The organism is Kitasatospora sp. NPDC004669, assembly GCF_040609455.1.
Lineage (GTDB): Bacteria > Actinomycetota > Actinomycetes > Streptomycetales > Streptomycetaceae > Kitasatospora.
On record NZ_JBEXKB010000070.1, the window covers coordinates 15,301 to 25,064 of the forward strand.

Genomic DNA, 9,764 nt, shown 5'->3' on the forward strand with positions numbered 1-9,764 from the left:
GACGGGCCGGGCCCCTGCCGTCGGCCGCGGTGGCACCTCGAACCGGACCCCGAGCAGCCGGTCCCGGTCCCGTCCCAGCTCAGGAGAGCCCCTGTCATGCCCAAACACCGGCTCAGCCGCCGCCGTCGGATCGCCGCCGCCGCCACCGCGCTCGCCGCCGGTGGCGTCCTGATCGTCGCGCAGAACGACGCCCCGGCCGCCGCCATCGACCCGGTCGGCCTCAACGCCGCCTACGAATACCTGGATTGGGGCGACGCCCAGGACCCGGTCGAGGTGATGAAGGCGACCGGGCTCAGGCAGTTCACCCTGGCCTTCCTGCTCTCCGACGGCGGCTGCGAACCACTGTGGGACGGCAAGCGCCCACTGACCGGCAGTAAGGAGGACACCAAGATCAAGGAGATCCGCGCCGCCGGGGGTGACGTGGTGGCCTCCTTCGGCGGCTGGGACGGCGCCAAGCTCGGCGAGAAGTGCGCCGACTCCACCCGACTCGCCGCCGCCTACCAGAAGGTGATCGACGCCTACCAGCTGAAGGCGATCGACATCGACATCGAGGACACCGAGCTGAACAGCGCCGACGCCCGGCAGCGGGTCGTCGAGGCACTCGGGGTGGTCAAGGCGAAGAACCCCGGCCTGCGGGTCTACGTCACCCTCAGCGCCGAGCTGAACGGCCCCGACGCGGCCGGAGCCGACCTGATCGCCAGGGCCGCCAAGACCGGTGTGCAGGTGGACGGGTGGGTGGTGATGCCGTTCGACTTCGACAACCACCCCGGCACCATGGTCGACGCCACCGTCTCCGCCCTCACCGGCCTCCAGCAGACCCTCGTCCGCGCCTACGGCTACGACGCCGACACCGCCTGGCGGCACACCGGCCTGTCCTCCATCAACGGGCACTCCGACAGCAAGGACGAGGTGGTGACCCCCGCGGACTTCCGCGCCATGCGGGACTTCGCCGCCGCCCACCACCTCGCCCGTTTCACCTACTGGGCCGTCAACCGGGACCGCTCCTGCAGCGGGGAGTTCACCGAGGAGTCCGCCTCCGCGTGCAGCGGGATCCAGCAGGACCCGTACGCCTTCACGAAGATCGTGGCCGGCTACCACATCGACTCCACCCCCTCCGGGCCCATCGGTGACAGCACCCACTGCCCGGCCCCGAAGCCCTCGACCGGCCTCACCGCCACCGCGAAGCCCGCCGACGACGGCGAGACCCCGGAGCCCGGGGCCGGCCCGACGCCGGGCAGCCGCCAGGCGGTGCGGCGGGCGGCCACGGCGAAGCCGACGGACGGCGGTGCGGACAGCGGCCCGTCGGAGAGCCCGAAGGCGGCCCGGCTCGCAGCGACGACCGCCTCCGCCGAACCCGCGGACGACGTCGGCTCGCCGGAGCCCGGCACTCGCCAGGCGGCCCGCCGGGCCGCCACGGCCGAGCCCACGGGTGCCTCCGGCGAGCCGACGGACGGCGACACGTCAGGTGCACCCACCGGGAGCCCGACGGCCGACCGGCCACGGCACGGGGCCGCCAAGCCCACCACGCCCGCGGCGTCCCCCACGAAGCGGCCCGCCTCGCCGACGGGCACCGCCACTGCCGACTGCACCCCGACGTCGACCCCGGTGACCCCGCCGACCACCCCGGACACCCAGCCGACGACCCCCGCGTCGGCCGACCCGGCCCCCGCCACCGGCACCATCCGGCCGACCCCCACCCCCACCCCGACCCCGACCCCGACCCCGACCCCGACCCCGACCCCGACCCGCACCCGGACGGCGCCCCCCACCGGTCCGGCACCGACGGCCGACGCCACCAGCACGGCCCCGACGCCCCCGCGCCCGACGGCCGGCTCGGCCACCACGACCGCAGTCGCGCTGCCGGCCGCCACCGCAGACGGGGACACCCGCAACGGCCAGCCGCTGGCGTCCACCGGCGGTGGGGACGCCACCGGCGTCCTCCTGGAGGGCGCGGGAGCCCTGCTGCTGATCGGCGGCGGCTTCGGCATGGTCGGCACCCGCCGCCGCCGCGAGGCCGAGCGGGCCCAGTAGCAACTCCACAGGAACGTGGGCGGTCGGCAGCCCGGTGAGCCCGGGCTGCCGACCGTCACGGTCACCGCGGATCGCGGCTCAATGGCGACGGCACCGTCGACATCGGCGGGCCCGCCATGGCTCGCAGTCGGAAGTACCGCAACGTGCAGGCGCGTCCCGAGGTCTCCGTGTTGGTGGACGACCTGGCTCCGGCTGACGACCCGGTCGCGGGCGGATGGGGGCGCGGGGTCGAGATCAGGGGCTGGGCCGAGGTGTTGACCGTCGACGTGCCGCCCGTGGCGCCCGACCACTTCAGCAGCGACATCATCCGCGTTCACCCCCGGCGGGTGAACACCTGGAACCTGGAGGCGCGGGGGACCACCGCCCGCGCCGTGGAGTGACGCGGGGGCGGTCGGGGCGGCGGTGGTTCAACCCTGGCAGGTCACCCGGACCGCGGCCGCTGCGAGGTGGGCGTGGGTGGGTTGGCCGGAGCCGGTCCAGTCCTGGCCGCGGTTGTGGAGGCGGACGGTCAGTGGGCCGCTCTGGGGGCGGAAGGTGCCGGCGTCCACCCAGGTGCCGCGGCGGCCGACCTGGTCGACGGTGAAGGAGCCGAGGTCGGCGCCGGACGCGCCGGCGACCGTGTAGTAGGCGGGGGCGCCGCCGACCTGCTGGCCCGAGGAGGAGTCCGGTACGTAGACGGCGACCGCGCAACCGGCCGAGCCCGCGCCGACGTCGAAGGTCCAGAGCGCGTAGGTGCTGTTGTCGTCCTTGGCGCGGTCGCCGGACATCGGCACGGCGTCGTACTGGCCGCTGCACGAATCGCCGCTGTAGCCGCCGCTGTTGACGGTCACCCAGCCGTCGGTGCCCTGGCGGAACGCGCCGACCTCCTGGAAGTGCGCGCCCGGGCCGGTGCAGCCGAGCCCGGCCACGGCCCGGTAGCCGACGGCGGGCTGCGGGGCCGGTGGGGCTGCCGTGGCGGGGGCGGCGGGAGCGGGCGGGGCCGGGACGGCGGACTGGGGGGCCGGGGCGCTGGAGCGGGTGGGTGTGGGTGTGGGCGACGGCGTGTGGGTGTCGGTGGGTGACGCGGTGGCCGAGGGGCTCTCCGTCGGTGTGGCGGAGGGGCTCTCGGAGGGGGTGGGGGTCGCCGAGGTGGGCTGGTCGGTGGGGGAGGGGGCCGGCGGGTGGGCCCGGCCGTGGGTGCCGAGGGGCGAGCGGCCGGTGGGCGCGGCCGCGGCGGCCGGGTCCCCGGTGGTGGCCTCCGGCCTGAGCAACGGGGCGATGAGCAGGAGGACCGCGCCGGTGGCCATCGACGCGGTCATCGCCACCCGGCGGGCGTCCCAGCGGGACCGGTCACCCAGTCGGCCGAGGCCGGTCGTCAGTCGTGCGGCGACGACGTCGACGGCCGCCCGCAGGCGTTCGGCGGCGGTGGGCTTCGACGGGGTGGGTTCCTCGGCGATCCAGGGCAGTTGCAGTCCGGGGCCCTGGGGCGTCTCGTCCGGTCCGCTCAACGGAGGCCTCCGGCAAGGGCCGCAACGGCGAAACCGGTGGTCACCGGGCCCGGCAGGAGCGCCCGTACCCCGGTGCGGGTCGGGCCGGAGGGCAGCCGGGCCGGGGCGCCGGCCACGGCGGGCCCCGCGGCACCGGCCGGGTGCGGCCGCGGGCGGGCGGGCGTGGGCGGCGGGACGTGTACGGCGAGGAGCCCCGCCGCGGCGAGGCCGAGGGCCGCCGCGCAGCAGACCAGGTCGACTCGCCTCGGTGAATCCGTACTGGTCACGTGCTCTCTCCCCGGGTGACGGTGTCCGCCCTGTTGCACGGCCAGCGCCCGCCGCCCGGTTCAGGTCGGCTCGAACCCCACCGGGGTCGGCGTCCGTGTTACCGGCCGAGGCCGGTCGACCGCCGGCGAGGACGGATGCGGGAGGACAGCAGCGATGGCCTGGTACCAGGGGCCGAGCCGGATCACGGTGACGGCGGTGGAGGGGGAGTGGTCGCAGCGGGCGGTGGTGACCGTCCGGGGCGCCGCGCCGGTGGAGATCCCGGCGACGGTGGGCGCGGTCCACCTGGTGGAGGCGGAGAGCTGGCAGCTGGAGCTGGAGCACCGGTACGGGGGTGAGTGGTGCCCCAACATTCGTGCGGTGCAGGGGCGTTGGCAGGATCTCCAGGGTGTGCTGACGCAGTCGGTGCACAGTCGCAACCGTGACCGGGCGGGCGACCGCCGGGACCGCAACCTGGTGCTGCGGATCGAGCGGGTCGAGCCGGACGGCGGCGCGCCCGCGATCGTGCCAGGACTCCCGGTCGCGCGCCGCACCGCGACGGCCGGAAGGACGGCCGGAACAGCGACCGGGACGGCGGCCGGCACGGCGACCTCAGGCCTGCGGACGACCACCTCCGCGGCCGAACCGGACTTCCTGCGCCCCGCTGCCCCGGCCCGCGAGGCCACGTCCGCCACCTCCGCCGCCGCGGCCGGCCTGCCGGCCTCGCCGTACCGGCCCCTGGGCGCCTGACCGCGCGCCCGTCCAGGGCCTGTCTCGTGGGTCCTTGCCCGATCCGACAGAACCCAAGAGACAGGCCCTACTGCCCGCACTGCGCCAGCCGCGCCTTCACCCGTTCCACCTGCCGGGTCACCCGCCCCTGCTCGGCGGCGAGTTCGAGGGCCCGCTCCCAGTGCACACGTGCCTCGGCCTTGCGCCCCCGGTCGTACAGCACCTGCCCCATGACGTCGGCGAAGTCGAACTCGGCGTGGGCGTGGTTGCCCTGCGCCCGACCGAGTTCCAGGGCGCGGTGGATCTGCTCCACCGCCTCGTCGGACCGGCCCAGTGCGCTGAGGACCTGGGCGTGGGTCTTGGTCGAGATCACCAGGTACGGGTCGGCCTCCCGGCCCGCCAGCAGGGTCAGCGACTCCTCGATCGGTGCGAGGCCGTTCGCCGCCCGTCCGGCGCGCAGCAGGGCGTCGGCGAGGTTGTTGAGCGCCTGGGAGAGCATCCGGTCGTCGCCGACGGCCCGGGCCTCGGCGACCGTCTCCGCGATGCCGGGGAGGGCGGTCCCGGGGTCGCCGTGGTCGTCCATGAAGCTGTTCCGCATGCTCAGGTAGCGGTGTCTGAGCACCGGACGGCTCTCGGGGTCGGCGACGGCGACGGCCCGGGCGGACTGCTCCAGTGCCTCCGACCGCCGGCCCAGCCAGCCGAGGGACAGGCTGTGGTTGGAGTACAGGTGCGGCCAGTCGCGGTCGGCCCCGGCGGCCTCCGCGGCGCAGAGCGCCGTCCGCGCCGCCTCCTCCCAGGCGCGGAACAGGCCGGTGTCCAGGTACAGGTAGCCGGCGTTCTCGACCATCCGGCAGGCGTGTCGGTACCGGCCCCACTGGCAGGCCAGCGTGATCAGGCCGCGGACGGCGGGTTCCTCGGCCCGGAACCAGGCCAGCGCGTCCGCCGAGGTCCCGAACTCCGGTGCGCCGCCGTGGAGCCGGCCGGTCGGGCGGTGATGGCGGGCGTCCGGCCGGGCCAGTACGAGGCCGGCGGCGGTCGCGGCGAGGTAGTGGTCGAACAGCCGGGCCAGGGCGGCGTCCCGGGTCCCGGCCGGCAGTTCCTCGGCCGCCTGCCGTGCGTACAGCCGGACCAGGTCGTGGCGCTCGAACCGGTCGGGGGCGGTCTCCGCGACCAGGTGGGCCAGGTGCAGGTGCTCCAGCACCCCGGCCGCCGCCCGCAGGTCGGTGCCCGCCAGCGCGGCCGCGGCCCGGGTGTCGACCTGCTGGCCCGGGTGGATGCCGAGCAGCCGGAACAGTTCGGCGGCCGGCCCGGGCAGGCTGCGGACCGTCAGCTCCAGCGCCGCCGCGACGCTCAGCGCGCCCTGGGTGGCCAGCGCGGTCAGCCGGGAACGCTCGTCCGACAGTTCGTCGGCCAGGGTCGCGACCCGCCAGTGCGGCCGGGTCGCCAGCCGTGAGCCGGCGATCCGCAGGGCCAGCGGGAGCCCCTCGCACAGCTCGACCACCCGCTGCGCGGCCTCCGGTTCCGCCTGCAGCCTGGGCAGGCCCGCGACCCCGGCGAGCACGCCGAAGGCGTCGTCGGCCCGCAGCGAGGCGAGCGGCAGCGCGCGGGCGCCCTCCTCGGCGACCAGTTCGGTGAGCCGGTTGCGGCTGGTCACCACGACCACGCAGCCGGGTTCGGCCCGGAGCAGCGGGCGCACCTGCGCGGCGTCGCGGGCGTTCTCCAGCACGATCAGGACCTTGCGGCCCGTCAGGAGCCGACGGCAGGCGGCTGCGGCCTCCTCCCGGGTGGCCGGGATCGAGCCTTCGTCGGCGCCGAGCGCCCGCAGCAGCTCCGCGAGTGCCTCCTCGGGGCGCAGCGGTTCGGTCTCGTCGAAGCCCCGCAGGTTGACGGCGATCCGCCCGTCCGGGAAGGCCGGGCCGAGCCGGTGGGACCAGCGCAGGACCAGGGCCGTCTTGCCGACCCCGGCGGGGCCGGTGACCAGCAGGAGCCGGCCGGTGGCGCGGTCGGTGCCGCACCGGTCGCTCAGCCAGGCCAGTTCGCTCTCGCGGCCGATGAACCGGCCGGGCGCGCGCGGCAGTCGGGCGGGGGCCGGGGCGGGTGCCTCGTCGGCGGGGGACCGGAGCTGCGCCAGGGCCTCGCGGAGTGCCGGTCCCGGGTCGATCCCGGCCTCCTCGGCCAGCCGGCGGCGGGCCTCCTCGTACACGGCGACGGCCTCGGCGGGCCGGCCCTCCTGCTGGAGGCAGAGCAGGGTGACGCGGATGAGGGACTCGCGCAGCGGGTGGTCGGCGAGTGCCGCGGTGAGTTCGGCGGTCACGGAGCGGCCCCGGCCGGTGCGCAGCGTGCGCTCGGCGAGCTGTTCCAACGCCTCGATCCGCAGGGTTTCCAGGCGTCCGGCGGCGGCCCCGCGCAGCGCGGCCGAGCCGCAGTCGTCCAGGGCGGGCCCGCGCCAGAGCGCGAGCGCCTCGCGCAGCAGTGGTACGGCCGTCTCGTCCCCGGCCGCCGCGCGGGCGCGGCCGAGCAGGAGGTCCAGCCGGTGGGCGTCGATCAGTTCGGGGTCGGCGTGCAGGACGTAGCCGGGGGCGCGGGTGTCGAGTCGCAGCCCGCCGTCCAGGAGGGTGCGCAGCCGGGCGATGTGGCCCTGGAGCGCGGCCCGGGCGGTGGACGGCGGGGCGTGGTCCCAGGCGAGGTCGAGCAGCCGCTCGACCGGGACGACCCGGTTGGCCTCCAGCGCGAGCGCGGCCAGGACGGCGCGGCGCCGGGAGCCCCCGACGTGGACGGGCACGCCTTGGTCGGTCCGCAGTTCCAACGGTCCCAACAGGAGTATCCGCACGCCGCACCCGTGTTCTCAGTCCGTCCTCGGCCCCCTGGCCTGCACCCTAGCCGGGCCGGCTGCCGGCCGGACGACCGGGGCCGGGGAGGGTACGGATCGGGAGGCGCCGGCGGCGGACGCCTGCGCCGACGTCGTCCGCGAGGCGGTGGACGCGCTGCGCGCTCGGCGGGGCGTTCCCGATCCGGGCGCCCCGCCGAGCGCGCAGCGCACGCCGCGGCGCTGACCGTCAGGTGAGGGCGCTGACGTGCCGGGTGAAGGCCCGGTGGTGCTCGGCGAGGTCGAGGTCGATGCGCGGCGGCACCCCGTCGTCCGGGTCGGTGAGGACGCACTGGATCAGGGTCTGGGCCGGCCGCTCCAGCGCCTCCCGCAGCAGGGCGGCCAGCTCGTCCGGTCGGTCGGTGCGGGCGACCGACGGGTAGCCGCAGGCGCGGGCCCAGGCGGTGAAGTCGGTGGCGGCGGCGGGGGTCCGCTGCCCGCCGGTGGAGGCGTAGGAGGCGTCGTCGAGCACGAGGTGGACGAGCGGGAGCTCGTGCAGCGCGCCCGCGGTGACCAGCGTGGTCGGGTTCATCAGCAGGCTGCCGTCGCCGTCCACGGCCACGGCGGTGCGGCCGGTGGCGAGGGCGATGCCGGTGGCGATGGAGGCGGCGAGGCCCATCGAGCCGGTCATGTAGAAGTGGCCGGGCCGGTCGGCGAGGTGCTTGGCGATCCGGCAGGCGTAGCCGGTGGTGAAGACGACCGGCTGGTCGGTGGTCGCGGCGAGGACGGTGCCGATCGCGGTGGTCTTGTTCATGCCCGCCATCCGAAGAGCGAGGGGGTGACGAGGAGGGCCGCCGGGCGTCCCTCCCCGGCGACCAGCCGGTGGGCCCACCGGACCTGGTCGGCCGGGTGGTCGGCGTCGATCCGGACGGCGGGGACGCCGAGGTCGTCGAGCAGCGGCTCGGTGAGGCGGCCCATGACGAGGTTCTCCGGGGTCGGGTCCGGGTCCACCCCGCGCAGGCTGACGATCAGCAGCATCGGGACGCGGTAGGGGACGGTCAGCGAGGCGAGCGCGTTGACCGACTGCCCGAGGCCGGAGTTCTGCATCAGCACGGCCGGGAGCCGGCCGGCCGCGGCGGCTCCGGCGGCGACGCCCACGGCGGCGTCCTCGCGCGGCACGGTGAGCAGCCCGCAGTCGCGCTCCAGGGCGGCGTAGAACGGTTCGAGGATGCCGCAGGGGGTGCCGAAGAAGGGGCCGAACCCTTCGGCCGTGAGCAGTCGGGCCAGCTCGGTGGCGAGGTCGACGCCTGGGGCGGCGGGGGCGGAGGCGGACAAGCGGGCTCCTTGGAGGGTGGGTGGCGGGGTTCAGCCGACGAGTGCGGCCGCGAGGGTGGCGAGGACGGCCGGTGCCGAGTCCCCGGTGAGGAAGAAGTGCCCGCCGGCGTAGGTGTGGCAGGTCGTCGGCCCGGTGGTGGTGGCGGCCCAGCGGCGCAGGTCCGCTGCCGAGACGGTGTCGGCGAGGCCGCCGAGGACGGTGACCGGGCAGTCGAGCAGCGGGCCCGCGGGCCCCGCGTGGGAGTCGAAGGAGTCGCAGATCGCGTAGTCGGCCCGCAGCGTCGGCAGGATCAGGTCGAGCAGCTCGGGTTCGGCGAGCACGGCCTCCGGGGTGCCGCCGTTCTCCCGCAGCTCGGCGACGAGTTCGGCCTCCGACCAGTTCGCCCGGCCGGGCTTCTCCTGTTCGGAGCCCGGTCCGGCCGCGCCGCTGACGAACAGCCGGAGCGGGGGACGGACGGCGGCGCGGGCGAGGCCGTAGGCGAGCAGGGCGCCCATGCTGTGGCCGAACAGCGCGTACGGCTCGTCCAGGTAGGGCCGCAGTGCGGTGTGCAGCGCGGTCACGGCCTCGCGGTAGTCCGTCAGCGGCGCTTCGGCCAGGCGGCTTTCCCGGCCCGGGAGTTGGACGGCCACCAGCTCGACGTCCGCGGGCAGGGCGGCGGGCCAGGAGCGGTACAGCGTGGGACCGGCGCCGGCGGGGTGCAGGCAGAGCAGCCGGAGCCGGGCCCTCGGGCGCGGCAGCGGGGTGCGGGCCCAGGCGCCCGCCGTCACGGCGGGGGCGGGGTGGTGCGGCATGCGGCAGGGCCATTCGGTCGGTCGGTTGATTGGTCGGGGGCAGGGCGCGGGGCCCGGATGCGGTGGTCCGGGCCCCGCGGTGGAGGGCGGTCAGCCGGCCTCGGCCATCGCCCGGACCAGGCTCGCGGGCCGCATGTCGGTCCAGTTGGCCTCGACGTGGTCGAGGCAGGCCTGCCGGGTGTCGGGGCCGTGGACGGTGGTCCAGCCGGCCGGGACCTCGGCGAAGGCGGGCCACAGGGAGTGCTGGTTCTCGTCGTTGACCAGCACCAGGTAGGTGCCGTCCGTGTCCTCGAACGGGTTCGCCATGGGGTGTGTTTCCTCTCCGGACTGCGGTGTTTCGG

Annotated in this window: 10 protein-coding genes and 1 pseudogene; 4 read left to right on the top strand and 7 right to left on the bottom strand. The window is 76.3% G+C overall.

Going from position 1 to position 9,764, the window contains the following annotated elements; translation table 11 throughout:
• The first annotated feature begins 96 nt into the window (after positions 1–96).
• Both ABZW30_RS37865 and ABZW30_RS37870 read left to right on the top strand, forming a co-directional pair.
• Entirely contained in the window at positions 97–2,031 is a 1,935-nt protein-coding gene (locus ABZW30_RS37865) for a glycosyl hydrolase family 18 protein (protein WP_355675826.1), read from the top strand.
• Between the two features lie 116 nt (positions 2,032–2,147).
• Positions 2,148–2,411, top strand: a complete 264-nt coding sequence (locus tag ABZW30_RS37870) for a pyridoxamine 5'-phosphate oxidase family protein (protein ID WP_355675827.1) — start codon at positions 2,148–2,150, stop codon at positions 2,409–2,411.
• Between the two features lie 27 nt (positions 2,412–2,438).
• On the opposite strand, the gene ABZW30_RS37875 is transcribed toward ABZW30_RS37870, so the two are convergent.
• Both ABZW30_RS37875 and ABZW30_RS37880 read right to left on the bottom strand, forming a co-directional pair.
• Positions 2,439–3,518 (bottom strand): hypothetical protein, encoded by a 1,080-nt coding sequence (locus ABZW30_RS37875; protein ID WP_355675828.1) that lies wholly within the window; start codon positions 3,516–3,518, stop codon positions 2,439–2,441.
• Entirely contained in the window at positions 3,515–3,784 is a 270-nt protein-coding gene (locus ABZW30_RS37880; RefSeq protein WP_355675829.1) for a hypothetical protein, read from the bottom strand. The genes ABZW30_RS37875 and ABZW30_RS37880 overlap by 4 nt, the downstream gene beginning before the upstream one ends.
• A 154-nt stretch (positions 3,785–3,938) precedes the next feature.
• Between ABZW30_RS37880 and ABZW30_RS37885 the strand changes: the two genes are divergently transcribed.
• Complete coding sequence (locus ABZW30_RS37885; RefSeq protein ID WP_355675830.1) at positions 3,939–4,511, top strand: hypothetical protein; 573 nt, start codon at positions 3,939–3,941, stop codon at positions 4,509–4,511.
• 67 nt (positions 4,512–4,578) lie between these two features.
• Here ABZW30_RS37885 and ABZW30_RS37890 read toward each other — a convergent pair whose 3' ends face one another.
• Complete coding sequence (locus ABZW30_RS37890; RefSeq protein WP_355675831.1) at positions 4,579–7,272, bottom strand: BTAD domain-containing putative transcriptional regulator; 2,694 nt, start codon at positions 7,270–7,272, stop codon at positions 4,579–4,581.
• 142 nt (positions 7,273–7,414) lie between these two features.
• On the opposite strand from ABZW30_RS37890, the pseudogene ABZW30_RS37895 reads away from it, so the two are divergent.
• Positions 7,415–7,519 (top strand): annotated as a pseudogene (locus tag ABZW30_RS37895) (TetR/AcrR family transcriptional regulator); the annotation flags it as partial.
• Between the two features lie 27 nt (positions 7,520–7,546).
• On the opposite strand, the gene ABZW30_RS37900 reads toward ABZW30_RS37895, so the two are convergent.
• The 4 genes from ABZW30_RS37900 to ABZW30_RS37915 all read right to left on the bottom strand — a co-directional run bounded on the left by ABZW30_RS37900 (position 7,547) and on the right by ABZW30_RS37915 (position 9,729).
• Positions 7,547–8,110 carry a thiamine pyrophosphate-dependent enzyme gene (locus tag ABZW30_RS37900; protein ID WP_355675832.1) on the bottom strand — a complete coding sequence of 188 codons (564 nt, stop codon included), beginning with the start codon at positions 8,108–8,110 and terminating at the stop codon, positions 7,547–7,549.
• A complete protein-coding gene (locus tag ABZW30_RS37905; RefSeq protein WP_355675833.1) occupies positions 8,107–8,631 on the bottom strand; it encodes a thiamine pyrophosphate-binding protein in 525 nt (174 codons plus the stop codon). Before ABZW30_RS37905 ends, ABZW30_RS37900 begins: the two co-directional genes overlap by 4 nt.
• 30 nt (positions 8,632–8,661) lie before the next feature.
• Complete coding sequence (locus ABZW30_RS37910) at positions 8,662–9,423, bottom strand: alpha/beta fold hydrolase (protein ID WP_355675834.1); 762 nt, start codon at positions 9,421–9,423, stop codon at positions 8,662–8,664.
• A 90-nt stretch (positions 9,424–9,513) separates the two neighbouring features.
• Entirely contained in the window at positions 9,514–9,729 is a 216-nt protein-coding gene (locus tag ABZW30_RS37915; protein WP_355675835.1) for an MbtH family protein, read from the bottom strand.
• Positions 9,730–9,764 lie beyond the last annotated feature (35 nt).

Coding starts and splice junctions, on each gene's coding strand:
- ABZW30_RS37865 (WP_355675826.1), top strand. CDS start 97: ATGCCCAAACACCGGCTCAGCCGCCGCCGTCGGATCGCCGCCGCCGCC.
- ABZW30_RS37870 (WP_355675827.1), top strand. CDS start 2,148: ATGGCTCGCAGTCGGAAGTACCGCAACGTGCAGGCGCGTCCCGAGGTC.
- ABZW30_RS37885 (WP_355675830.1), top strand. CDS start 3,939: ATGGCCTGGTACCAGGGGCCGAGCCGGATCACGGTGACGGCGGTGGAG.
- ABZW30_RS37900 (WP_355675832.1), bottom strand. CDS start 8,110: ATGAACAAGACCACCGCGATCGGCACCGTCCTCGCCGCGACCACCGAC.
- ABZW30_RS37910 (WP_355675834.1), bottom strand. CDS start 9,423: ATGCCGCACCACCCCGCCCCCGCCGTGACGGCGGGCGCCTGGGCCCGC.
- ABZW30_RS37915 (WP_355675835.1), bottom strand. CDS start 9,729: ATGGCGAACCCGTTCGAGGACACGGACGGCACCTACCTGGTGCTGGTC.